The organism is Streptomyces sp. NPDC002018 (assembly GCF_042890865.1).
In the GTDB taxonomy this organism is placed as follows: domain Bacteria; phylum Actinomycetota; class Actinomycetes; order Streptomycetales; family Streptomycetaceae; genus Streptomyces.
Map to the genome: position 1 here is coordinate 180,202 of NZ_JBIASO010000011.1, position 21,857 is coordinate 202,058.

The window sequence follows — 21,857 nt, forward strand, 5'->3', positions numbered from 1 at the left end:
ACCCGCCCCCCCGGGCCCCCCCCCCGGCCCCCGGGGGGGCCCGGGGGGCCCCCCCCCCCCCCCCGGGGGGGGGGGGGGGGACGGGGGGGGGGGGGGGGGGGGGGGGGCCGCCCCCGGCCCGCCACACCCTCCCCCCTCGGAAATGGTCTAGTCCTTCTTCGGCGCCGACGGTTTCCCGGCCTTCTCCGTCCGTTCCGCGCCCTTCGGTCCGTCCGGTCCGTCCTGCCCGTCCGGCTCGTCGAGCGTGGTCTTGACGGAGCTGACCCACTGCGCCGCCGGTGCCTCGCAGCCGCGCTGTCCGCCCAGACCCGCGCAGTACGTGCCGTTCCAGTACAGGGCGTACGCGAGGAGCGCCAGGCCGGCCACCTTGCCGGACCAGCGGGTCACGCCCGCGACCGCCGGGAAGCCGGTACGGACGGCCGACTGGAGATGGTCGGCCCCGTCGAGCACGGCGTGCCCGTACGCGTAGACGAGGACGGGCGGGCGCGCCGCCGTCCGCCGCGCCGTCCTGGCCACGGCGAGATCGGGGAGGAGGAACAGGACCCGGAGCCCGCCGATCAGTACGACCACGGGACCCACGAGCAGTCTGGCGAGCCAGGGGACGACCCGTCCGACCAGAAGACGGCCCAGGAAGAAGAGGCCGAGCACCAGCAGGATCAGCTCGACGGCCTGGGCCAGGGGCAGGGGCATGCCCAGATCCATGACGCTCTCGTCGGCCCCCGCCACCAGCGGCCCGACCAGGGGCAGTTCGGTGAGGGGGTTGGCGCCGGGCACGGCCGGAGGGGCCTGGGCCGCCGCGGCCACCGAGGACTCAGACAGGAAGATCATCCTGGGTGTCCCTCTCTCTGTCCCCGGGCTCGTCGAACTCGACATCGATCACCGGTGAGGGCGTCTTGTCCTGCGGCCCGGACGCGGCCTGCGGCGGCGCTATCTCCCCCCGGCTCTCCGGCCGGCCGGTGTGGGTGCGCATGCCCTGGGTGAGTGCCTCCGCCGCCTGGGTCACGGCCACCGCGACATGCTTCGGGTTCACGACCCCGCCGTCCATCGCGGCCCTGAGGAACTCCCTGGCCCCGTCGTAGTCCACCTGCTGCTGGCGCATGACCAGGTCGATGACACCGTCGATGTCGTCCCGGTTCTGCTCCAGACGCAGCTTGATCAGCCCGAACCGCTCGTCCTTCAGGGCGTCGTCGTAGAACTCCATCCGCATCTTCTGGAGGCTGATGCGGTGCTCCTCCTCCAGGCTCTCCAACTGCTGGCGCTGCTTGGCCTGGAGCTGGACGATCCGGTGTTCGGCCTCCCCCTCCGCCTCGGTGCGGTGGGTCTCCTTGATCTTTCTCGTGTGGTCCCGCTCGCGGGTCTCCAGCTCGCGGTCGGCGAGGGTCCTGTTGGCGATATGGGTCTGGGTGGCGCTGTCCAGGGCGAGGGCCACGACACAGCTCAGCAGGCCGAGCCCCTGCGGCAGTTCCCGGGGGCCGCCGCCGAAGTGGATGTTGATCTCGTGCTCCGCGTCGGCGCTCATCTCGACCCCGAACCGCCGGCTGATGCTCCGCATCTGCTGCTGGAGGAAGGGCCGGTACACCGACTCGGCGTCTCCGATCCCGGCCTCGACCGCCGCGTCGGCGTTGCGCACCTGCCAGGACAGGTCGACCTGCGCGCGGAACGAGAACGCCTCCTCGCGGGAGGGGAGTTCCAGCATGAAGGACTCGTGGTGGATCGCGGTGTCCACCACATAGACCACCCGCGGGGTGTCGAACCAGATCTCGGAGGCCGTGAGCTGGCGGTCCGCCACGAACCGCCGCCCGCGCCGGTCGACATAGACGAGTACGGTGTTGCCCTCCGCCACCAGCGGCTCGCGCCGCAGGGACGCGCGGCTGACGTCCCGCCGCCGCAGGATGGGAACTCTTCCGTTCGTGCTCACCTCGGTACTGCCTTTCCGTCAAGTGCCTTCAGAAGAGAGCCGACGGCCTCGCCGAGGCCGGGCTCCTCGCTCCGCCATTCGGTGAGATAGCCGCGCAGCGCCTCGGTGTCCCCCTCGGCCGTGCCGATCGCCGCGAGCAGGGTGCCCAGCGGCTCTCGGAGCGGCTCCTCGCGCTGTGCGTCGCGGACCCAGCGGCGGAGCATCTCGTAGCCGAGGGGGAACAGATACGGCGTGTCGAGAGTCCGTGCGAGCAGGGTCACGACCCGCCGGAACTGCTGGTCGTCCTGGGCGGCCAGCCAGAGCACCCCGGGCCATGAGCCGTGCCCCCGCGGAACCTCGGCGCGGATGCCGTAGCAGAGCTGGAGGAAGGAGGTGACTCCCACCTCCCGGAGTGCGGCGGTGCTGCCGTCCGCGTCGTCGTCGGTCCAGTCGAGCAAGTGGTCCAGCACGACCCCGGCGAGATCCTTCTCGGGGTCGACGAACAGTTCGGTGACGCTGTCCCCCACGGCGGCGGCATGCGCGCCCCGCGGGTCGAGGGCCAGCTTGCGCAGCAGCCGCAGGGAGCGCGCGGGCATGGTGCGCCCCACGCTCGCCCCGAGTGCGCGGGTGGCCGTCCACGCCACGGGGCGGGGGTGCACGGGATGGCACCAGTCCCCGACCATACGGCTCACCAGGGGCGCCAGCCTCGGTTCCCGGATGGGGAGCTGGAGCGCGCCGAGTACCACCTCGCGGCGGCGCACATCCGGGTCCGCCGCCCATCCGATCATGAACTCACGGCGGATCCACTCGAAGTCGAAGAGGCTCAGCAGTCCGATCGCCGCACCGGCCCGCATCCGGATCCGGCGCTGCGGGTCCGCCGCCAGTTGCTTGAGCCAGTCCATGAGCACGGGGTGCGCGTCGGGATACTCCTCCCACACATGCTGGATCACCCGGCGCGCGTACCGGTCGTCGAGGAACCGGAGCCCACGCACTCCGCTGGGGCCGTACGGGGTGTTCTCCACCGAGGCGTACGACTCCGCGGCCGCCGCTTCGAGGCGTCCGCGACGTGAGGTGCCGAAGAGGTCGGGCGGCCGGGTCTCCTCGGACGCCGTCAGGGCCCGCAGCCGGTCGGCGAGCAGCCGCGCGGCCCTGCCGACGACATGCTCCGGCAGATGGTTGAGGACGGCCAGGGCGATGACGAAGGAGCGCTGGTCGTCGTCGTCCTGCCGCTCGAACCAGCCGCGGAAGCGGTCGTCGCTCTCGGCCGAGAAGCGGCCGCGTACCTCGGCCACCTCCGCCTCCCCGCGGCCGACGAGGGTGAGCATGGCGGACAGGTCCGCCAGCCGCCGGACGGGGAGCCGCTCGGCGACGGCCTCGTCGACCAGTTCCTTGATGTCGCCCCGCGTCAGGAACGCGGTGTCCTCGGTGTCCGGGGCGACGCTCAGATGCCAGGCGACATGGCGGCGGACCAGTTGGTGCGCGTCCGGTCCCGCGGGCCGTCCCGCCGCCACTCCCCTCAGGCCCGCGCCGCCCGCGGTCCCGCCCGGCCCCGCCGCCACGTCGAAGAGCCACGCGTCCAGCGTTTCCCGTGGCAGGGGCGAGTCGGTGTCCACCGTGACGACAAGACGGCAGCCACGGTCCTTGAGGCTCTCGGAGAGCCGTTCCAGATGGAACGGACGCAGCGTCCGCGCCTGTTCGGGCTCCAGCGCCTCGGCGAGATAGCCGCCGCTCTCGCTGAGATGCTCCACCTGGAGGGAGCCCAGCCTCACCTCCGGGTTCAGCTTCCACACCTGGCCGGCGCAGAGCCGGTCCAGTACGCGCAAGGAGTTGGTCGTACCGCCCCATCCGGAGGGGGCGCGCAGGAGGACGACGGACCTCTCCCTGAGCAGCCCCTCCAGCAGGCCGTGGCCGTCGGGCGCGACGAACGTGGCGCGGATCTCCTCCAGGACCCGGTCCGGGACACGGCCGCTGTCGACCCGCCCGGAGAAGGAGGCGCCCTGGGCGCTGGTGTACTTGTCGCCCCCGACCGCGTCCTGGAGGCGGGTCTCGCTCAGGAAGAAGTTCCCGCTCATGGACACGCCGCCGGCCGGCAGCAGATGGGCGAGCGCCTCGCTGAGCTGGCTGCCGAGATCGCCCAGTTCCCGTGACCGCCCGTCGTCCTTCAGACGGCGGGCGGGATCGTCCTCCGCCGCGGCCCGGTCGTCCCGCGCGCGGCCGGGGTCCGCGCCGGGATCCCCGTCGGTGTCCTTCCCGCGCCGGCCGCTCGCGTCGGACGCGGTGCCCGGCGCGGCGGCGGACGGCGCACCGGGCGGCGGCGCGCCGTCGGGCGGCGCACCGCCGGACGCCGGCGCGTCCGGCGGTGCGGCCGGCTCGGACGGGCCGTCCGGTGCCCGCGCGTCCCTGTCCGCCCGCGCGTCCTTCTCACTCATTCTCTTCGCCCGCCGCGCCGCCGGAGTATTTGTCGCCGCCGACGACATCGCCCTTGATCCTGGGCGACGCGTAGAAGTGAATTCCTCCGGTCCCCGCTCCCCCGGCCGTTCCGCGCCGCTTTTCCCCGGCCGCCTCCGAATCGTTCAGATGGGGCACCACTCTCCGCACGGCCCTCGCGAGACGGGCCAGGTCCGCGTCCGGGTCCCGGTGGCTCAGGGTCAGATTCTGTAACCCGGCCAGTTCGACCAGGGAATCCGGCAGTTGCTCCTTGCTCAGCCGGGACGTCCGGTCCAGCAGGACGGGAATGACCGTGAGGCCGCGGTCGAATGCCTCGATGATTTCCCGGCGGACCCAGTCGTCCGGGTCGTCGAGCGCCCGTCCGCCGCCGGGCGCCGGTGCCTCCAGCCAGCGGGGCCCGATGAGCGCCAGGAGAAGGTCGCTCTTCTGGACCGCGCGCAGAATGTACCGGGCGAAGTCCGTTCCCTCGGGCACGGATTTCCCCGCCCGGAATATCTCGGCCGAGCCGAATCTGCGCGAGAGTTCACGTTCGATCAGGACGGCGCTCTGGAGAGCGTCCTCGGTCCGGTAATTGACGAAAACACTGGGCATGAGCCCCTACCAGTTCAGAGTGCGGGAGTTTGCAGTGACGCGGTGAGCTTGGGATACAGCCGCTGCACCTGCGGGTCGTTGCGCCAGCGGGAGAGCGTCCTGGCGATACGGCGCAGATCGGTGGCGACGGTCGCCGAGTCGATCGCGTCGGCGTCGTCGAGGAGCTGGCCGGTGAGCCGGCACGCCTCGTCGACATGCCCGGCGGCGGCGTAGGCGAGCGCCCTGCGCGTACCGAAGCGGGTACGGGAGCGGACGGCGTCCGCCGGGATCCGGGCGACCTCGCGGTCGAGGATCTCGATCGCCTCGTCGGCGGATCCCAGTTCATGGAGACACCAGCCGGTGACGACCGCCACCGGGTCGGAGACGGTGGCGGTGCCGAGGACCGGCTCCTTGTCCGTCCCGGAGGCCGACACCGGGGCCGGCGCGGAGTCGGGGTCGGCGAGCAGTGCGGCGGCCCGGTCCAGCGCACGCCGGCAGCTGTCGTAGTCGCCCGCCAGGGCATGTCCCTGGGCCTCCCGCTGCGCGGCCAGGCCCCGGATGCGCGGCGGTGTGAGGCTGCTCGCCTGCGCCTGGCGCGCGAGGTCGATCGTCTGCGCCGCGTCCTCGCGGTACAGGGCGACCAGCGCCTGGCGGACCAGGGCGTAGGCGCTGAGATGACGGTCGCCGCCCGCGGCGGCGAACTCGACCGCCTTGCCGGTCCACCACAGCGCGGCCTTGTCGTTGCCGGACTCCTGGGCCATCCAGCCCGCGTACTCGGCGTACCGCGCCGTGAGTTTCAGTACCTCGCCGCGCACCGGCTCGGACGCCTGCCGGGCCAGGCCGTACAGGGAGTGGGTCTGGGTGACCACGGTGGGCAGCACCATGCTGGGGCTGAGGCTCTGCCCCATGCGGCGCGTCTGGTCGAACAGCGCCCGGTAGGCGGGCAGTGTGCTTTCGAGCCGCGCGGCCGCCGAGGCGCTGCGCGGTCTGATGCCGAGCCCCATCAGTGAGGCGGCTCCGCCGATCATCACATCTCGTCGGGCCATGGGCTGAAATGAACTTGTTCCGTCAGGCAGCAGGACCATCGACCAAACCTCACCCTCGTGCTCGAATTGCTCTTCGTTTCGAGCTTCGGAGGATGAACGGCCGACGGCCAGTGCCGCGAGCGCTCCTTTCGCGCCCAGTACCGTGTCACATCGCCGGGCCAGATCGGGTGTGGCGGTTTTCGAACCCGTCTCGATCTTACTGAGATGGCCTTTGGAGTAATGCACCACAGCGGCCAGCTCAGCGAGTGACATCCCGGCGTCGATACGCAATCGCCGAAGCTCTTCTCCGAATATCATCGCCTGCTCACTCTCGGGAATGCGTTGTTTCCCACCGTCGCCCTGTACCGGCGACGGGAAACCCCTGCCGTCCGGGTCATCGGGACAAGCACGTTGGATCCAGCATCGAACGGGGCCAACACCCTACAGAAGAAGGCGCGTTGGGCCCAATCGGGGACGAGTGACGAACGGGGAGGTCAATGATCATGAAAAGCGGCCGAGACACGGGTCCCGCTGCCGGGCCGGCTTCAGGGAAAAGGATCTTCGATAGGCTGATGCTGGCGGCCGGGACCGCTCTGGTGCAGAACTGGGTGACGGACGAGTTCTTCGAGCGTCTTCGCGACGCGAGGGAGCTGCGCGGTTTCCTGCTGCTTGCGGTGGTTCTCGCGTTCATCACCGTCCCGAGAGACAGGAAGCCGGATCGCTGAGTCCGTCCCCCCGTACCGACACCGTCCCCCTCATTGTGCCGAGCGGTCCCCGCGCGGGCGGGGGGAAGGCGGCGGGTTTCCCGTTGCCGACCGAGAAGGAAACAGGAAACAGGCGTCGGTACACTCCTGGTGCTGACGCTCCGTGAGGCGCGGAACACACCGAGAGGGGCACGGCGACCCGTGGCACGCAGACACCGGACCGCGCCGCCCTCGCCGCTGCCGCAGCGGGACGGGATCGATCCGGTGCGGCTGAGGCTGCCGGCGGATCCCGCCGGGGAGTGGACGACCGTACGGGACCATCTCGTCGCGCGGTTCGGGGACGCCATCGGGGTGGAGCGCGTCGACGCCATACTGCGCGCGGGCCGGTTCGTCGGGGTGGACGGGCCGGTGGCGGGCGAGGAGCCGTACACCGCCGGGCGGTACGTCTGGTTCCACCGGGAGTTCGCCCCCGAGGAGCGGGTGCCGTTCGGGATCGGGATCGTGTACCGCGACGAGCGGATCGTCGTCGCGGACAAGCCGCACTTCCTGGCCACCACACCGCGCGGACGCCATGTCACCGAGACCGCGCTGGCCCGGCTGCGGCGGGAGCTGGGACTGCCCGAGCTACAGCCCGCGCACCGGCTCGACCGGCTGACGGCGGGGCTCGCGCTCTTCGTCGTACGGACCGGGGACCGGGGCGCGTACCAGACGCTGTTCCGGGACCGGCGGGTGCGCAAGGAGTACGAGGCGGTGGCGGCGTACGACCCGGCGGTGGCGCTGCCCGTCACGGTCCGCAGCCGGATCGAGAAGGAGCGCGGGACGCTGGCCGCGCGGGAGGTGCCGGGCGAGCCGAACAGCGAGAGCCGGATCGAGCTGCTGGAGCACCGGGGCGGGCTGGGCCGGTACCGGCTGTCGCCGGCCACCGGCCGTACCCATCAGCTACGGGTCCATATGAACAGCCTCGGACTGCCGCTGCTCCACGACCCGGTCTATCCGGTGGTCCGCGAGGAGGGCCCACCCGGCCAGGACGACTACACCAGGCCCCTCCAACTGCTGGCGAGGGTGCTGGAGTTCACCGATCCCGTGACGGGCGAGCCGTACCGCTTCGAGAGCCGGCTGCGGCTCATGCCGCTCGTCTGAGCCCCTGCCGGCGGCGCCTCAGTGGCCGCGCCGGACCCACTCCGCCAGCTGGGGTGCCTCGGCGCCGATGGTGGTCGAGTCGCCGTGACCGGTCCGTACGACGGTCTCCGGCGGCAGGCCGAGCAGCCGGTCGCGGATCGAGTCGATGATCGTCGGGAAGTGCGAGAAGGACCGGCCGGTGGCGCCGGGACCGCCCTGGAAGAGGGTGTCCCCGGTGAAGACCGTCGACAGTTCGGGGGCGTGGAGACAGACCGCGCCGGGCGCGTGCCCGGGGGTGTGGAGCACGGTCAGGGTGGTGCCCCCGACGGAGAGGGTCCCGCCGTCGGTCAGTTCACCGTCCGGGAGCCGCTCCGGGTAGGTCTGCTTCCACAGGGACAGGTCGTCGGGGTGCAGCAGCACGGGCGCGCCGGTGGCCGCGGCGAGGGCCGGGGCCGCGTCGATGTGGTCGTTGTGCGCGTGGGTGCAGACGATGGCGCGCAGTGCCCGGCCGCCGAGCGCCTCCTCGATGGCGGCGGCGTCGTGCGCGGCGTCGATGACGATCGCCTCGGAGTCGTCGCCGACGATCCAGACGTTGTTGTCGACGTCCCAGGTGCCGCCGTCGAGCGAGAAGGTGCCCGAGGTGACGAGATGGTCGATACGGACGCTCATCAGAACACCACCACCGAGCGGAGGACATCGCCCTCGTGCATCCGGGCGAAGGCCTTCTCCACGTCGCCGAGGCCGATGGTCTCGGTGACGAAGGCCGCGAGGTCGATACGGCCCTGCTGGTGCAGGTCGACGAGCATCGGGAAGTCACGGGACGGCAGACAGTCGCCGTACCAGGAGGACTTGAGGGAGCCGCCGCGGCCGAAGACGTCGAGCAGCGGCAGTTCGAGCTTCATCTCGGGGGTGGGGACACCCACCAGGACGACGGTCCCGGCCAGATCGCGGGCGTAGAAGGCCTGCCGGTAGGTCTCCGGGCGGCCCACCGCCTCGATGACGACATCCGCGCCGAACCCCCCGGTCAGCTCACGGATCGCCTCGACGGGGTCGGTGGAGCGGGAGTTGACGGTGTGTGTGGCGCCCATCGACTTCGCCGTCTCCAGCTTGCGGTCGTCGATGTCGACGGCGATGATCCTGGCCGCGCCCGCGAGCCGCGCGCCGACGACGGCCGCGTCGCCCACACCGCCGCAGCCGATGACCGCGACGGAGTCGCCGCGGCCGACCTGGCCGGTGTTGATCGCGGCGCCGATACCGGCCATCACTCCGCAGCCGAGCAGACCGGCGACGGCCGGCGAGACGGCCGGGTCGACCTTGGTGCACTGGCCCGCGGCGACGAGGGTCTTCTCCGCGAAGGCGCCGATGCCGAGCGCCGGGGAGAGTTCCGTGCCGTCCGTCAGTGTCATCTTCCGGCGGGCGTTGTGGGTGTTGAAACAGTACTGCGGCCTGCCGCGCAGACAGGCCCGGCAGGCGCCGCACACCGCGCGCCAGTTGAGGATGACGAAGTCGCCGGGCGCGACCTCGGTGACCCCCTCGCCGACCGACTCCACCACGCCCGAGGCCTCGTGGCCGAGGAGGAACGGGAAGTCGTCGTTGATCCCGCCCTGCTTGTAGTGCAGGTCGGTGTGGCAGACACCGCACGCCTGTACTGTCACCACGGCCTCGCCGGGGCCGGGGTCGGGTACGACGATCGTCTCGACCCGTACCGGCTCGTTCCTGCCGGGGGCGATGACCCCTTGCACCTGCTGCGCCATGCCAGGACCTGCCTTTCCTCACCTCGTGAACGGAGCGTTCACCCCCACTATCCCGTGCCGGGCGGCGGGAGGCGGCCGGCGGCGCCCGCACCGGTCCGGAACAGGCCCCACCGGGGCCGGAACAGACGGGCGGGGCCGCTGCGGGATCAGGGGGCCAGTACGTCCAGTTCCTGGAGGGCGCCGACGGCGATCTCCCTGGTGAGTTCCTCGGCGCGGGCCGCGTCGCCCTCGCGGACGGCCTCGGCGACCCCCACATGCAGGGTCACGGCCGCCGGGTCCGGGTCGTCGAACATCACCTGGTGGTGCGTACGGCCGGTGAGGATCTCCGCGACCACGTCGCCGAGCCGGGCGAACATCTCGTTGCCCGACGCGTTCAGCACCACGCGGTGGAAGGCGATGTCATGGACGAGATACTCCTCCAGCCTGCGCCCCCGCGAGGTGGCGACCATCCCGAGGGCCTGCTCGGTGAGGGCGGCGCACTGCTCGGGGGTGGCATGGCGGGCCGCGAGTCCGGCCGCGACCGGTTCGACCGCGGAGCGCAGCACGGTCAGCGAACGGAGCTGGCGGGGCCGGTCGGTACCGGCCAGGCGCCAGCGGATGACCAGCGGATCGTAGACGTTCCACTCCTCGGTGGGCCGTACGGTCACGCCCACCCGGCGCCGGGACTCCACCAGGTGCATCGCTTCGAGGACGCGGACCACCTCGCGGACGACGGTGCGCGAGACGTCGAAGCGCTGGGCGACCTCATCCGTGCGGACCACACTGCCCTCGGGGTACTCGCCCGCGGTGATGGCGAGGCCGAGAGCGTCCAGCACACGGGTATGCAGGCCCCGGCCTTCTGTGGTCATGGGGCAAGCCTACGGGGCGGAGTGCTCCGCCAAAAAGTACGACGTTTACCTCACAGACTCTTGAATACGTCGTACCTAATGCGTTTCAGTAGCGCGACGGACCGATGTCGAGGAAGACAGCGAGGCAAGCGATGAGCACCCCCCACGTCGTCGTGGTGATGGGCGTGTCAGGGACCGGCAAGACCACGGTCGGGCCCCTGCTCGCCGCCGCACTGGGCGTCCCGTACGCCGAGGGCGACGACTTCCACCCGCCGGAGAACATCGCCAAGATGTCCGCCGGCACACCGCTGGACGACACGGACCGGTGGCCCTGGCTCGACGCGATCGGGCGCTGGGCCCACGGCCGGGCCGGGCTCGGCGGTGTGGTGAGCAGCTCCGCGCTCAAGCGCGCCTACCGTGACCGGCTCCGGGCCGCCGCACCGGACGCCGTCTTCCTCCATCTCACCGGCGACCGGGCGCTCATCGAGCGGCGGATGACGGAGCGCAAGGGGCACTTCATGCCCGCCGCGCTCCTGGACTCGCAGTTCGCGGCCCTGGAGAACCTGGCGGCCGATGAGGCGGGCGTCACCGTCGATGTGTCAGGTACCCCCCAAGAAATCACCGCACGGGCCGTCGCCGAGCTGCGCCGGTCCGAGAACTGAAGGAATCCCCCGTGACCAGTCTCAGCGCCGGGACGCTGGCGGCGGATGCCGTCGAGCCGATCACCTCGGCGGGCAACGCGCAGTTGGGCATAGCCGTCCTCGCCGGTATCGCCGTCATCGTCCTGCTCATCACCGTGGTGAAACTCCATGCCTTTCTGGCCCTGACCATCGGCTCGCTGGCGCTCGGCGCCTTCGCGGGCGCCCCGCTGGACAAGGTCATCGCCAGCTTCACCGCCGGTCTCGGCTCCACCGTCGCCGGGGTGGGGGTGCTGATCGCGCTCGGCGCCGTCCTCGGCAAACTGCTCGCCGACTCCGGCGGCGCGGACCAGATCGTCGACACGATCCTCGCGCGGGCGAGCGGACGCGCGATGCCCTGGGCGATGGTCCTCATCGCCTCGGTCATCGGGCTGCCGCTCTTCTTCGAGGTCGGCATCGTGCTGCTGATCCCGGTGGTGCTGCTGGTCGCCAAGCGCGGCAACTACTCCCTGATGCGGATCGGCGTTCCGGCCCTGGCCGGGCTCTCGGTGATGCACGGACTGATCCCGCCGCACCCCGGTCCGCTGGTCGCGATCGACGCGATCGGCGCCAACCTGGGGGTCACCCTGGCGCTGGGCGTGGTCGTCGCCGTGCCGACCGTGATCATCGCGGGACCGCTCTTCTCCCGGTACGCGGCGCGCTGGGTGGACATCCCCGCCCCGGACAGGATGGTGCCGCAGCGCGCCTCGGAGGAGCTGGAGAGGCGGCCGAGCTTCGCCGCGACCGTCTCCACCGTGCTGCTGCCCGTGGTGCTGATGCTGGGCAAGGCGCTGGTGGACATCGTCGTGGACGACCCGGAGCACACGGTCCAGCGGGTCGCCGATGTCGTCGGTTCACCGCTGATCGCGCTGCTCGCCGCCGTCGTCGTCGGTCTCTTCACCCTGGGCCGCGCGGCCGGGTTCACCAAGGACCGGCTCGCCTCGACCGTCGAGAAGTCGCTCGGCCCGATCGCGGGCGTGCTGCTGATCGTCGGCGCGGGCGGCGGCTTCAAGCAGACCCTGATCGACTCCGGTGTGGGGCAGATGGTCCTGGACATCTCCGAGGACTGGTCGATCCCGGCCCTGCTGCTGGCCTGGCTGATCGCGGTGGCGATCCGGCTGGCGACCGGGTCGGCGACCGTGGCGACCATCTCGGCGGCCGGTCTGGTGGCGCCGCTCGCGACGGACATGTCCACCCCGCACGCCGCGCTGCTGGTGCTGGCGATCGGCGCGGGCTCGCTCTTCTTCAGCCATGTGAACGACGCGGGGTTCTGGCTGGTCAAGGAGTACTTCGGGATGGACGTCGGTCAGACGATCAAGACCTGGTCGGTGATGGAGACGATCATCTCCGTGGTCGGTCTGGGCTGTGTGCTGCTGCTCTCGCTGGTGTTGTAGCGGGGTGTCTCGCCGGTGTTGCAGCGGGGTGCCGCGGCCCCGGTGTTCCGCGGCCCCGGTGTTCCGCGGCCGGGCCGGCGGGCGGCGCGGGTCACTCCCCCTTCCACCGGGAGTGCTCCCGCTCCGCCCAGGCCCGGTCGACCGATCCGGTGCGCATACCGCGCCGCGCCTGCGGATCCCCGTACGCCATCCCGATGTGCCCGACCAGCACGATGCCGACGGCCAGGGCCAGCCAGTCGTGCACAAAGGTGGCGCTCGTACGCCAGAGGACCGGGGCGAGACCGGTGAACCACATGAGCAGACCGGTGCCGAGCATCACCAGCACGGCTCCGGCGATCCAGCCCGCGTAGAGCTTCTGGCCCGCGTTGAACTTCCCGGCCGGCCGGGACCCGGGGCGCGGGTCGCGCCGCAGGACGGCGCGCAGCCACTCCCTGTCGTACGGCAGGAAACGGTTCAGCCGGCGCAGATCCGCGCGGAAGGCCCGCGAGCCGAGACCGAGCAGCACGGGCACCGGCAGCAGCAGTCCCGACCACACGTGGACGGTGACGACGAGATAGCGGCGGCCGACGAGTTCGGCGAGCTGGGGTACGTACAGACAGGCCGCGCTCGCCACGCACACCAGCATCAGCGCGCCGGTCGTCCGGTGCACCCACCGCTCGGCGGGGCTGAAGCGCCGTACCCGCTCAGACGGTCGGGGTGTCGTCGCGGCCGTTGGACCTGCCGACCCAGGCGTCGACGTCATAGCCCCGCTCCTCCCAGTACCCGGGCCGTACGTCGGAGGTGACGGAGATCCCGGAGAGCCATTTCGCCGACTTGTAGAAGTACATCGGCGCCACATAGAGCCTGACCGGGCCGCCGTGCGCGTGCCCGATCTCCTCGTCCCTCATTTTCAGCGCCACCAGGACGTCGGCGCGCCGGGCCTGGTCGAGCGTCAGGCTCTCGCTGTACGCGCCGTCGAAGCAGGTGAAGCGGACCGCCCCGGCCTCCGGGCGCACCCCGGCCGCGTCGAGGAGATGCGAGAGCCGTACGCCCTCGAACGGGGTGTGCGGGACGCGCCAGCCGGTCACGCACTGCACATCGCGGACGATCCGGGTCCGCGGCAGCTCCCGTAGCGCGTCCAGGGTGTAGGTGGCGGGGCGGTCGACCAGTCCGTCGACCGTCAGCCGGTAGGTGTCCGGGCCCTGGCGGGGCACCGAGGCGGTGACGGAGTAGTAGCGGAAGCCGCCGCCGTTGGGCAGCAGTCCGGTCAGTCCGGTGGGGTCCTTGTCGGCGGCCGAGCCGAGGAAGGCCTCCAGGCCGCGCTGGAGGGAGGGCGCCGCGACCAGCCCCGCCGCGCCCAGGCCGACCATGGAGAGCACCACACGCCGGCCCACCGGCGTGCCCTCCGGCTCGTTCTGTGGAGAGTTCACCTGTCGAGGAGAACACCCGGGGCCCCAGGAGACCAGGGGCCGCGGACATGCGTGAGCAATTCGTCAGGCTCCCGTCCCGCCGGCTCGCGTCCCGCCAGCTCGCGTTTTGTCAGGCTCCCGTCCTGTCAGGCTCCCGTCCCGCCAGGCCCGCTCCCGTCGTGTCAGGCTCCCGTCGGGGTCGGACCCCGGCCGTCTCCGGCTCGGCCGCCTTCTCCCGTCGGAATGCCTCGGCCGGGAGAGCTGCCCGGTGGCGGGCCGTCAGCCGACCGCCTTCGCCGCGGCGCGGCCCGCCGTACGGCCGGAGAAGACGCAGCCGCCGAGGAAGGTGCCCTCCAGGGAGCGGTAGCCGTGGACACCGCCGCCGCCGAATCCGGCCGCCTCGCCCGCCGCGTAGACACCGGGCAGGGGCTCCCCCGCCGCGGTCAGGACACGGGAGGACAGGTCCGTCTCCAGACCGCCGAGCGACTTGCGGGTGAGGATGTTCAGCCGTACGGCGATCAGCGGGCCGGCCTCAGGATCGAGGATGCGGTGCGGGGCCGCCGTACGGATCAGCCGGTCGCCCAGATATCTGCGGGCGCCCCTGATCGCGGTGATCTGGAGGTCCTTGGTGAAGGGGTTGACCGTCTCCCGGTCGCGCGCGGTGATCTCGCGGCGCAGCCCGGCCTCGTCGATCAGCGGCTCCCCGGTGAGCGCGTTCATCCCGCGCACGAGGGCGCCCAGGTCCTTCTCGACGACGAAGTCGGCGCCGCGGTCCATGAACGCCCGCACCGGTGCCGGGACGTCGGCGCGGGCGCGGCCGATCACGCCCCGGACCGACTTGCCCGTCAGATCGGGGTTCTGCTCGGAGCCCGAGAGCGCGAACTCCTTGCCGATGATGCGCCGGTCGAGGACGAACCAGGTGTGGTCGTGGCCGGAGCGTGTGATGTGCTCCAGGGTGCCGAGCGTGTCGAAGCCGGGGAAGAGCGGTACGGGCAGCCGGCGGCCCCGCGCGTCCAGCCAGAGCGAGGACGGGCCCGGCAGGATACGGATGCCGTGCCGGGACCAGACCGGGTCCCAGTTCTCGATGCCCTCGGTGTAGTGCCACATCCGGTCCCGGTTGATGTGGTGGGCGCCCGCCGCCTCGGTGACGCCGATCATCAGTCCGTCGACATGCGCGGGCACTCCGGAGAGCATCGTGCGCGGCGGGCTGCCGAGCCGCTCGGGCCAGTGGGCGCGGACCAGGTCGTGGTTGCCGCCGATGCCGCCGGAGGTGACGATCACGGCCTGGGCCCGCAGGGCGAAGGAGCCGGTGACGGTACGGCTGCTCGCCGTGCCGCGTGCGGCGTCGCTCGGCTCCAGCGTCTCGCCGGTGACGGTGTCCACGGCGCCCGCCGTGCTGTCGAGTCCCGTGACCCGGTGCCGGAAGCGGAACGTCACCAGCCCCCGGGCGACGCCTTCGCGCACCCGCCGCTCGAACGGCGCGACCACCGCGGGCCCGGTGCCCCAGGTGATGTGGAAGCGCGGCACGGAGTTGCCGTGCCCCCCGGCGTCGTAGCCGCCGCGCTCCGCCCAGCCCACCACCGGGAAGAACCGCAGGCCCCGCCGGTGCAGCCAGGCCCGTTTCTCGCCCGCCGCGAAGTCGACGTACGCCTCGGCCCACGCGCGCGGCCAGCGGTCCTCGGGACGGTCGAAGCCGGCGGTCCCGAGCCAGTCCTGGAGGGCGAGTTCACGGCTGTCCTTGATACGGAGCCTGCGCTGCTCGGGCGAGTCCACGAGGAACAGCCCGCCGAAGGACCAGTGCGCCTGGCCGCCGAGCGACTGCTCGGGCTCCTGGTCGAGGACGAGGACGGACCGGCCCGCGTCGACCAGTTCGGCCGTGGCGACCAGCCCCGCGAGACCCGCACCGATCACGATCACATCAGCGTCGTACGCCATGGTTTCCGTCCTTTGCCGGGCAGGAGCGAGCGGGCGGGCCGAGCAGTGGTCCGAGCGAGTGGTCCGATCTTCCGTACGCGCGAGTAACGCGTCAACTGGTTGGATGGGGTTCATGACCGCTGCTGACGAGATCCTCGACGTCGTCGACGAGAACGACCGGGTGACCGGGCAGGCGCCGCGCGGGGAGGTCTACGCGAGGGGCCTGCGCCACCGCTGTGTGTTCGTGTTCGTACGGGACGCCCAGGACCGGGTGTTCGTCCATCGCAGAACCGCGGACAAGCTCGCCTTCCCGTCCCTGTACGACATGTTCGTGGGCGGTGTCGTGGGCGCGGGCGAGAGCTATGACGAGGCGGCGCTGCGGGAGGCCGAGGAGGAGCTGGGGGTGTCGGGCCTGGACCGTCCCGTACCGCTGTTCCCGTTCCGCTACGACGCCGAGGACGGGTCCTTCCGGGAGAACGCCCGGGTGTACGAGGTCCGCTGCACCCTGCCGGTGAACCCGCAGCCGGAAGAGGTCGCCTGGCACGCCTTCCTGCCGGAGGACGAGCTGGAGCGGCGGCTCGGCGCCTGGGAGTGGGTGCCGGACGGGCTCGCGGCGTACGAGCGGCTCAGGGCCTCCCGCGCGCCCCGCCCGTCGCGCGCGTAGGGGTGCGGCACGTGAGCGGCTTCGCGCGGAGCCTGCGGCTGTGGTTCGCGCCCCGGCGCGTCGGCGACGAGGGCGAGACCCCCGACTACCGGTTCTCCCTGGCCAACGAGCGCACCTTCCTCGCCTGGATCCGTACGGCGCTCGCCCTGGTCGGCGGCGGCTTCGCGGTCGACCAGTTCCTGCCTGACCTGCGCTGGGGCGTACGGGTCGGGCTGGCGGCGGCGCTTCTCGCGGCGGGGGCGCTCTGCGCGCTGCGGGCGGTCAACCACTGGGTGCGCTGCGAGATCGCGATGCGGCGCGGGGAGGACCTGCCGGTGTCCGGCTTCCCCACCCTGCTGAGTCTGGCGGTGGGGGTGGTGGCCGTGGTGATGCTGGTCGTCGTGGTGCTGGGCCGGGCCGGCTCATGACGGCCGGCGCTCCGGAGCCACCGGACCCGGCGTCCGGCCGGGATCCCGGACTCCAGCCGGAGCGCACCCGGCTGGCCTGGCGGCGTACGACGCTCACCTGCACCGTGGTGGCGGTCCTCGCGGTCCGCCGGGCGATCCACCGGGACGGTACGGGAGCGGCGGGTGCCCCGGTCGTGGCCGGGCTCGTCGTGCTGGTCTGGCTGGGCTTCCTGGCCGTGGCCCACCGCCGGGTACGGGCTCTGGCCACCGCGATACCGCCGGGGCTCCCGGTGCGCGGGGCCGTCGCGGCGGCGGCCTGCGCCGTTCTGCTGGCGCTGTGCGCGGTGGCGGCCATGGTGTGACAGGGGGACGGGCGCCCAGGGGCCCCGTACGCCCATACCCGTACGCCCGGACTGGACGGCATACCGACTGGTCGGCATCATGAACGGCGGACCGCACAGCCGGTACGGCCCCTCCCCGACCGCCCACGGAGGTACGCACGATGAGCCCAGTCCCCCTGCCAGGCCTCGACCCCGAGGAGCTGCGCGGCCGGCTCGACCTCGTCCGCCCGGGACTGGTGGGCGGGCCGCTGGAGGCACGGCTGATCGAGGGGGGCCGGTCCAATCTGACGTACACCGTGACCGACGGCGACCGGCGCTGGGTGGTCCGCAGACCCCCGCTGGGCCATGTCCTGGCCACCGCCCACGACATGGCGCGCGAGTTCCGGGTGATCACGGCGCTCCATCCGACGGCGGTGCCGGTGCCGGAACCACTGCTGCTCTGCGAGGACGAGTCGGTCCTCGGCGCGCCCTTCTATGTCATGGAGTACGTGGAGGGCACGCCGTACCGCACGGCCGAACAGCTCGCCCCGCTCGGGCCCGAGCGCACCCGCGCCGCCGTCCTGGCGCTGGTGGACACACTGGTCGATCTGCACGCCGTCGACCCGGAGGCGGTCGGACTCGGCGGCTTCGGCCGGCCCGACGGCTTCCTCGACCGCCAGCTCCGCCGCTGGGGCAAGCAGCTCGACGCCTCCCGTGGCCGCGAACTGGCCGGGATCGACGAACTGCACGCGGCCCTCGGCCGCGCCCTGCCCGTCTCGCCCCCACCCACCGTGGTCCACGGCGACTACCGGCTCGACAACGTCCTGATGGACGAACACGACCGGATCACAGGGGTCCTGGACTGGGAGATGTCCACGCTCGGCGATCCCCTCACCGATCTGGGGCTGCTGGCGATGTACAGCGCGCGCCTGGACCTGCCGGACTCCCCGGTCAGCACGACGGCGGGCGCGCCCGGCCACCCCGCGCCCGGTGAGCTGGTCGAGCGGTACGCGGCCCGTTCGGGCCGTGACACCTCCGCGATCGCCTGGTACACGGCGTTCGCGTGGTTCAAGCTCGCCGTGATCCTGGAGGGCATCCACTACCGCTACACCCTCGGCCGGACCGTGGGCCCCGGCTTCGACCGGATCGGCGATCTCGTCCCCGTCTTCATCGCGCACGGTCTCACCACCCTCCAGGAAGGCTGAGTCACCCCATGGATTTCGCATTCGACGCCCGTACCGAGGAGTTGCGCGCCACGCTGCTCGCCTTCATGGAGACCCGTGTCCTGCCCGCCGAGGAGGTGGCCCACGAGCAGCGCTCGCGGCTGGCGGACCCCTGGGGCACCCCGCCGGTCGTGGAGGAGCTGAAGGCCGAGGCACGCGCGCGGGGGCTGTGGAACCTGTTCCTGCCCGACGAGGAGTACGGCGCCGGGCTGACCAATCTCCAGTACGCGCCGCTCGCCGAGATCACCGGACGCTCACCGCAGTTGGCGCCCACGGTGCTGAACTGCGCGGCGCCCGACACCGGCAATATGGAGGTGCTCGCGCAGTTCGGCACCGAGGAGCAGAAGAAGCGGTGGCTGGAGCCGCTGCTCGCGGGCGAGATCCGGTCGGCGTTCGCCATGACCGAACCCGAGGCCGCCTCCTCGGACGCGACGAACATCCGGACCCGGATCGAGCGTGACGGCGACGACTACGTGATCAACGGGCTCAAGTGGTACATCTCCGGGGCGATGAACCCGGAGTGCGCCGTCTTCATCGTGATGGGCAAGACCGACCCGGACGGCGAGGACATCCGCCGTCAGCAGTCGATGGTCCTGGTGCCGCGTGACACCCCGGGCCTCGAAGTGCGGCGCGCGATGCGGGTGTACGGCTACGAGGACCACTCCCACGGCGGTCATGCCGAGGTCGTGTTCGATGACGTGCGGGTGCCCGCCAGCCATCTCGTGGGCGAGGAGGGCGGCGGGTTCGCCATCGCGCAGGCCCGGCTCGGGCCCGGCCGTATCCATCACTGCATGCGGCTGATCGGCATGGCCGAGCGCGCGATCGAGCTGATGTGCCGGCGTGCCGTGTCCCGTAGCGCGTTCGGCGGGCCGATCGCCCGGCAGGGCGTCGTGCAGAACTGGATCGCGGACGCCCGGGTGACGGTCGAGCAGCTCCGGCTGCTGGTGCTGAAGACGGCCTGGCTGATGGACACGGTCGGCAACCGGGGCGCGCACACGGAGATCCAGGCCATCAAGATCGCCACCCCGCGCGCGGTGGTGGACATCATCGACTCCGCCGTCCAGTTGCACGGCGCGGGCGGGGTCAGCCAGGACTTCCCGCTGGCCGAACTGTGGGCGGCGGCCCGGACGCTGCGGCTGGCGGACGGTCCCGACGAGGTGCATCAGCGGTCGCTGGCACGGCGGGAGCTGAAGAAGTACCTCTGACCCCCCTGAAACTTCTGGCACTTCTGACACGTCGAGAAGTGCCGCGACGCCCTGACGTCACCGTCTCCGATGCCCTGGCGTCACCGTCCCGCCACTTATTTCAGCCTTTACGGTGGCAATCACCCCAAAGGTCCCACCCGGGCCCGTTCCCTGACTAGCCTCGGCAGCGCTCTACCGACCGCAAGCCGTGCACCAGAGCCACCAGGGGACCCCCATGCGTCAGCGTTCGATCGCCGCCCTCGCCGTGTCCGCCGCTTTCGCGGGAGTCGTCGCCACCGCGCCGGCCGCCTCGGCCGAGCCGAATCCGCCCGGCTGCCCCAGGGAGTACTTCTGCGCCTACTCCGGCGAGGGGCAGAGCGGCAAGCTGCTGCTGAAGACCGCCGGCGCGTGGTCGGGCCGCGTGGCCGGGGTCCGCTCCGTCTTCAACAACGGCGTCCGCTTCCCCGGCGGCGACCATGTCCAGCTCTCCTGGCGGTACAACGGCCGGGACTGGGGCCAGTGCTTCCACTACAACCCGGGCCCCGACGAGTACAAGGCGAACTTCGTCGGGGTCACCGTCACCAAGGTGGTCTGGCGCGGAGAATGCTGAGCCGCCGCCGGGAAGACCGGGAGGACCGGGAGGACCGGCGGAACGGAAACGGCCGGAAAGACTCCTGAGAGGACCCGCCCGCAGCACAGGGCCCCTCAGGACCCGCGTCCGTAGGGCCTGTACGGCGCACAGGCCCTACGGACGCAGCGCCCGCAGCAGCAGGTCCGCGAGCTGGTCCGCGACCTGCTGCGGGGTCAGGACACCGTCCGGGCGGTACCAGGTGGAGAGATGGTGGACCGAGCCGAAGTGGTAGTCCACCACCAGATCGGCCGGGGTCGCGGTGGAGAAGACACCGCTGCGCTGGCCCTCCTCGATCAGCGCGCGGAACCGCTCGTGGTACCGCCGCCGCTCGGCCCGCACCTGCTTGTTCTTCTCGGGGCTGAGATGGTGCATCGAGCGGAAGAAGATCGAGGCGTCGTCCAGGTTGTCGATCGTCGTCACCACGACATCGGCGGCGGCGGCCCGCAGCCGCCGCTCCACCGGCTCGTCCGCGTCGGCGAAGGCGTCCAGACGCTCCTGCTGGAGGCGCAGCACCCGGGCGTAGACCTCCTGGAGGAGATCCTCCTTGGAGCCGAAGTAGTGGTAGAGGGCGCCCTTGGTGACGCCCGCCGCCTCGACGATCTCCTGGACCGAGGTGCGGTCGTAGCCGCGCTCCGCGAAGAGCCGGGTGGCGGCGGCCAGCAGCCGTTGGGGGACGGGCACCGCGCCCCCGTCCGTCGTCCTGGCCATGAGCCGCCACCCGCCTTCCGTTCGGTGCCGTTCGCGCTGTCCTCCGGGGGAACGCGATCCCTGCCCGAGGATCTTCCCACCTCCGGCCGCGGACGGCTCCGCCGGGAAGTCCCGGCCCGCCCGTCACCCCCCGGTCTCCTCCCACTTCCGCTGCACCCGGTTCATCGTGGCCAGCCAGCGGTCGGGATCGGCGGTGCGCGCCTGGGAGTAACCGGCCACCTCGGGGTGCGGCAGCACGAGGAAGCGGTCCTCCGCCATCGCGGTGAAGAGGGCCTCGGCGACCTCCTCCGGTTCGACGGCGGTGGCGGCGAGCACCAGTTCGCCCGCGCTGCCGGAGGCGGTGAGCATGTCCGTACGGACACCCTGGGGGCAGACGGCGTGCACCTTGAGACCGCGGTGGCGGTAGGTCAGCGAGAGCCACTCCGCGTAGGCCAGCGCGCCGTGCTTGGTGACGCTGTACGGGGCCGCGCCGATCATGGTGAGCAGTCCGGCGGCGGAGACGGTGGAGACGAACCGGCCGCCGCCGCGCTCCAGCCAGCCGGGAAGCAGTTCCCTGACGGCCCGTACATGCGCCATGACATTGACGTCCCAGGCGGCCGACCAGACCTCCTCGCCGCAGAGCGCGTCTCCGGGGGCGCCGACCCCCGCGTTGGCGCAGTAGATGTCGACGGTGCCGCCGAGCGCCTCGCGGGCCTCCGCCACGATCAGGGACGCGTCGCCGGGGACCGCCCGGCCGCCGATCTCCTCGGCGACCGCCGTGGCCTTCTCCGCGTCGAGGTCGTTGACCACCACCCGGGCGCCCTCGGCGGCGAACCGGCGGGCGAGCGCGGCGCCGATGCCCCCGCCGGCCCCTGTGACCACAACCCCCGCGCCCTGCACCGTACTCATCGGGACCTGCCTCTCCGGACGTCCGGCTCGTCGTCGGCCGTTGCGCCGACAGCGGCAGACTAACCAGTCGGTATGTGCGGAGGGAAGAGACCGGGCCCGTGCCGGAGGAGAGTGGGAAGAAGCCGACGGGCCGGGG

The 21,857-nt window shown here is 72.0% G+C and carries 23 protein-coding genes; 10 read left to right on the forward strand and 13 right to left on the reverse strand.

The features are described 5' to 3' along the window. Positions 1 to 147: 147 nt before the first annotated feature. The 5 genes from ACFYYH_RS20155 to ACFYYH_RS20175 are packed head-to-tail and all read right to left on the reverse strand — an operon-like array spanning position 148 to position 6,258. Positions 148 to 828, reverse strand: coding sequence for a hypothetical protein (locus ACFYYH_RS20155; RefSeq protein WP_388552566.1), 681 nt, complete (start codon positions 826 to 828; stop codon positions 148 to 150). After that, positions 812 to 1,918, reverse strand: a complete 1,107-nt coding sequence (locus tag ACFYYH_RS20160; protein ID WP_388552569.1) for a hypothetical protein — start codon at positions 1,916 to 1,918, stop codon at positions 812 to 814. Before ACFYYH_RS20160 ends, ACFYYH_RS20155 begins: the two co-directional genes overlap by 17 nt. Continuing rightward, positions 1,915 to 4,326: a hypothetical protein gene (locus ACFYYH_RS20165; RefSeq protein WP_388552572.1), complete on the reverse strand. Its 2,412-nt coding sequence runs from the start codon at positions 4,324 to 4,326 to the stop codon at positions 1,915 to 1,917. The genes ACFYYH_RS20160 and ACFYYH_RS20165 overlap by 4 nt, the downstream gene beginning before the upstream one ends. Beyond that, the gene (locus tag ACFYYH_RS20170; protein WP_388552575.1) at positions 4,319 to 4,936 is read right to left on the reverse strand and encodes a toll/interleukin-1 receptor domain-containing protein; all 618 of its coding nucleotides are present in this window, start codon (positions 4,934 to 4,936) and stop codon (positions 4,319 to 4,321) included. Before ACFYYH_RS20170 ends, ACFYYH_RS20165 begins: the two co-directional genes overlap by 8 nt. A 14-nt stretch (positions 4,937 to 4,950) precedes the next feature. Next, positions 4,951 to 6,258 carry a helix-turn-helix domain-containing protein gene (locus ACFYYH_RS20175; RefSeq protein ID WP_388552578.1) on the reverse strand — a complete coding sequence of 436 codons (1,308 nt, stop codon included), beginning with the start codon at positions 6,256 to 6,258 and terminating at the stop codon, positions 4,951 to 4,953. A 179-nt stretch (positions 6,259 to 6,437) separates the two neighbouring features. Between ACFYYH_RS20175 and ACFYYH_RS20180 the strand changes: the two genes are divergently transcribed. Next, entirely contained in the window at positions 6,438 to 6,665 is a 228-nt protein-coding gene (locus tag ACFYYH_RS20180) for a hypothetical protein (protein WP_388552581.1), read from the forward strand. A gap of 180 nt (positions 6,666 to 6,845) precedes the next feature. Beyond that, positions 6,846 to 7,784 (forward strand): pseudouridine synthase, encoded by a 939-nt coding sequence (locus ACFYYH_RS20185; protein ID WP_388552584.1) that lies wholly within the window; start codon positions 6,846 to 6,848, stop codon positions 7,782 to 7,784. A gap of 18 nt (positions 7,785 to 7,802) precedes the next feature. On the opposite strand, the gene ACFYYH_RS20190 is transcribed toward ACFYYH_RS20185, so the two are convergent. From ACFYYH_RS20190 to ACFYYH_RS20200, 3 genes are all read right to left on the reverse strand, one after another. Then, positions 7,803 to 8,432, reverse strand: a complete 630-nt coding sequence (locus ACFYYH_RS20190; protein WP_388552587.1) for an MBL fold metallo-hydrolase — start codon at positions 8,430 to 8,432, stop codon at positions 7,803 to 7,805. Then, positions 8,432 to 9,517, reverse strand: a complete 1,086-nt coding sequence (locus tag ACFYYH_RS20195; protein WP_388552590.1) for an S-(hydroxymethyl)mycothiol dehydrogenase — start codon at positions 9,515 to 9,517, stop codon at positions 8,432 to 8,434. The genes ACFYYH_RS20190 and ACFYYH_RS20195 overlap by 1 nt, the downstream gene beginning before the upstream one ends. A 146-nt stretch (positions 9,518 to 9,663) precedes the next feature. Beyond that, positions 9,664 to 10,365 (reverse strand): FadR/GntR family transcriptional regulator, encoded by a 702-nt coding sequence (locus ACFYYH_RS20200; protein ID WP_388552592.1) that lies wholly within the window; start codon positions 10,363 to 10,365, stop codon positions 9,664 to 9,666. A 131-nt stretch (positions 10,366 to 10,496) separates the two neighbouring features. Here ACFYYH_RS20200 and ACFYYH_RS20205 point away from each other — a divergent pair, with 131 nt between their 5' ends. After that, a complete protein-coding gene (locus tag ACFYYH_RS20205) occupies positions 10,497 to 11,006 on the forward strand; it encodes a gluconokinase (protein ID WP_388552595.1) in 510 nt (169 codons plus the stop codon). Between the two features lie 11 nt (positions 11,007 to 11,017). Continuing rightward, entirely contained in the window at positions 11,018 to 12,415 is a 1,398-nt protein-coding gene (locus tag ACFYYH_RS20210) for a GntP family permease (protein ID WP_388552598.1), read from the forward strand. Positions 12,416 to 12,506: 91 nt separating this feature from the next. Here ACFYYH_RS20210 and ACFYYH_RS20215 read toward each other — a convergent pair whose 3' ends face one another. The 3 genes from ACFYYH_RS20215 to ACFYYH_RS20225 all read right to left on the reverse strand — a co-directional run bounded on the left by ACFYYH_RS20215 (position 12,507) and on the right by ACFYYH_RS20225 (position 15,738). After that, positions 12,507 to 13,157, reverse strand: coding sequence for a cytochrome b/b6 domain-containing protein (locus ACFYYH_RS20215; protein ID WP_388552601.1), 651 nt, complete (start codon positions 13,155 to 13,157; stop codon positions 12,507 to 12,509). Next, positions 13,099 to 13,764, reverse strand: coding sequence for a molybdopterin-dependent oxidoreductase (locus ACFYYH_RS20220; protein WP_388552862.1), 666 nt, complete (start codon positions 13,762 to 13,764; stop codon positions 13,099 to 13,101). The genes ACFYYH_RS20215 and ACFYYH_RS20220 overlap by 59 nt, the downstream gene beginning before the upstream one ends. 318 nt (positions 13,765 to 14,082) lie before the next feature. Next, entirely contained in the window at positions 14,083 to 15,738 is a 1,656-nt protein-coding gene (locus tag ACFYYH_RS20225) for an FAD-binding dehydrogenase (RefSeq protein ID WP_388552604.1), read from the reverse strand. A 112-nt stretch (positions 15,739 to 15,850) separates the two neighbouring features. Between ACFYYH_RS20225 and ACFYYH_RS20230 the strand changes: the two genes are divergently transcribed. From ACFYYH_RS20230 to ACFYYH_RS20255, 6 genes are all read left to right on the forward strand, one after another. Further along, entirely contained in the window at positions 15,851 to 16,381 is a 531-nt protein-coding gene (locus ACFYYH_RS20230) for an NUDIX domain-containing protein (RefSeq protein WP_388552607.1), read from the forward strand. An 11-nt stretch (positions 16,382 to 16,392) separates the two neighbouring features. Next, positions 16,393 to 16,788 (forward strand): YidH family protein, encoded by a 396-nt coding sequence (locus ACFYYH_RS20235; RefSeq protein ID WP_388552610.1) that lies wholly within the window; start codon positions 16,393 to 16,395, stop codon positions 16,786 to 16,788. Continuing rightward, entirely contained in the window at positions 16,785 to 17,129 is a 345-nt protein-coding gene (locus ACFYYH_RS20240; protein ID WP_388552613.1) for a DUF202 domain-containing protein, read from the forward strand. The genes ACFYYH_RS20235 and ACFYYH_RS20240 overlap by 4 nt, the downstream gene beginning before the upstream one ends. A gap of 140 nt (positions 17,130 to 17,269) precedes the next feature. Continuing rightward, the gene (locus ACFYYH_RS20245; RefSeq protein WP_388552616.1) at positions 17,270 to 18,292 is read left to right on the forward strand and encodes a phosphotransferase family protein; all 1,023 of its coding nucleotides are present in this window, start codon (positions 17,270 to 17,272) and stop codon (positions 18,290 to 18,292) included. A gap of 8 nt (positions 18,293 to 18,300) precedes the next feature. Next, a complete protein-coding gene (locus ACFYYH_RS20250; protein ID WP_388552619.1) occupies positions 18,301 to 19,515 on the forward strand; it encodes an acyl-CoA dehydrogenase family protein in 1,215 nt (404 codons plus the stop codon). A gap of 214 nt (positions 19,516 to 19,729) precedes the next feature. After that, entirely contained in the window at positions 19,730 to 20,104 is a 375-nt protein-coding gene (locus ACFYYH_RS20255) for a peptidase inhibitor family I36 protein (RefSeq protein WP_388552621.1), read from the forward strand. 135 nt (positions 20,105 to 20,239) lie between these two features. Here ACFYYH_RS20255 and ACFYYH_RS20260 read toward each other — a convergent pair whose 3' ends face one another. Together ACFYYH_RS20260 and ACFYYH_RS20265 are read right to left on the reverse strand one after the other, a co-directional pair. Next, positions 20,240 to 20,833, reverse strand: coding sequence for a TetR/AcrR family transcriptional regulator (locus ACFYYH_RS20260; RefSeq protein WP_388552624.1), 594 nt, complete (start codon positions 20,831 to 20,833; stop codon positions 20,240 to 20,242). 123 nt (positions 20,834 to 20,956) lie between these two features. Next, positions 20,957 to 21,721, reverse strand: coding sequence for an SDR family oxidoreductase (locus tag ACFYYH_RS20265; protein WP_388552627.1), 765 nt, complete (start codon positions 21,719 to 21,721; stop codon positions 20,957 to 20,959). Positions 21,722 to 21,857: the final 136 nt, after the last annotated feature.

What these genes read in the sequence shown, in the direction of transcription:
- ACFYYH_RS20190 (WP_388552587.1), bottom strand. Translation starts at nt 8,432, where the DNA reads ATGAGCGTCCGTATCGACCATCTCGTCACCTCGGGCACCTTCTCGCTC.
- ACFYYH_RS20265 (WP_388552627.1), bottom strand. Translation starts at nt 21,721, where the DNA reads ATGAGTACGGTGCAGGGCGCGGGGGTTGTGGTCACAGGGGCCGGCGGG.
- ACFYYH_RS20255 (WP_388552621.1), top strand. Translation starts at nt 19,730, where the DNA reads ATGCGTCAGCGTTCGATCGCCGCCCTCGCCGTGTCCGCCGCTTTCGCG.
- ACFYYH_RS20200 (WP_388552592.1), bottom strand. Translation starts at nt 10,365, where the DNA reads ATGACCACAGAAGGCCGGGGCCTGCATACCCGTGTGCTGGACGCTCTC.
- ACFYYH_RS20170 (WP_388552575.1), bottom strand. Translation starts at nt 4,936, where the DNA reads ATGCCCAGTGTTTTCGTCAATTACCGGACCGAGGACGCTCTCCAGAGC.
- ACFYYH_RS20245 (WP_388552616.1), top strand. Translation starts at nt 17,270, where the DNA reads ATGAGCCCAGTCCCCCTGCCAGGCCTCGACCCCGAGGAGCTGCGCGGC.
- ACFYYH_RS20155 (WP_388552566.1), bottom strand. Translation starts at nt 828, where the DNA reads ATGATCTTCCTGTCTGAGTCCTCGGTGGCCGCGGCGGCCCAGGCCCCT.
- ACFYYH_RS20175 (WP_388552578.1), bottom strand. Translation starts at nt 6,258, where the DNA reads ATGATATTCGGAGAAGAGCTTCGGCGATTGCGTATCGACGCCGGGATG.
- ACFYYH_RS20205 (WP_388552595.1), top strand. Translation starts at nt 10,497, where the DNA reads ATGAGCACCCCCCACGTCGTCGTGGTGATGGGCGTGTCAGGGACCGGC.
- ACFYYH_RS20180 (WP_388552581.1), top strand. Translation starts at nt 6,438, where the DNA reads ATGATCATGAAAAGCGGCCGAGACACGGGTCCCGCTGCCGGGCCGGCT.
- ACFYYH_RS20165 (WP_388552572.1), bottom strand. Translation starts at nt 4,326, where the DNA reads ATGAGTGAGAAGGACGCGCGGGCGGACAGGGACGCGCGGGCACCGGAC.
- ACFYYH_RS20250 (WP_388552619.1), top strand. Translation starts at nt 18,301, where the DNA reads ATGGATTTCGCATTCGACGCCCGTACCGAGGAGTTGCGCGCCACGCTG.
- ACFYYH_RS20195 (WP_388552590.1), bottom strand. Translation starts at nt 9,517, where the DNA reads ATGGCGCAGCAGGTGCAAGGGGTCATCGCCCCCGGCAGGAACGAGCCG.
- ACFYYH_RS20215 (WP_388552601.1), bottom strand. Translation starts at nt 13,157, where the DNA reads ATGACGTCGACGCCTGGGTCGGCAGGTCCAACGGCCGCGACGACACCC.
- ACFYYH_RS20220 (WP_388552862.1), bottom strand. Translation starts at nt 13,764, where the DNA reads ATGGTCGGCCTGGGCGCGGCGGGGCTGGTCGCGGCGCCCTCCCTCCAG.
- ACFYYH_RS20225 (WP_388552604.1), bottom strand. Translation starts at nt 15,738, where the DNA reads ATGGCGTACGACGCTGATGTGATCGTGATCGGTGCGGGTCTCGCGGGG.
- ACFYYH_RS20240 (WP_388552613.1), top strand. Translation starts at nt 16,785, where the DNA reads ATGACGGCCGGCGCTCCGGAGCCACCGGACCCGGCGTCCGGCCGGGAT.
- ACFYYH_RS20230 (WP_388552607.1), top strand. Translation starts at nt 15,851, where the DNA reads ATGACCGCTGCTGACGAGATCCTCGACGTCGTCGACGAGAACGACCGG.
- ACFYYH_RS20260 (WP_388552624.1), bottom strand. Translation starts at nt 20,833, where the DNA reads ATGGCCAGGACGACGGACGGGGGCGCGGTGCCCGTCCCCCAACGGCTG.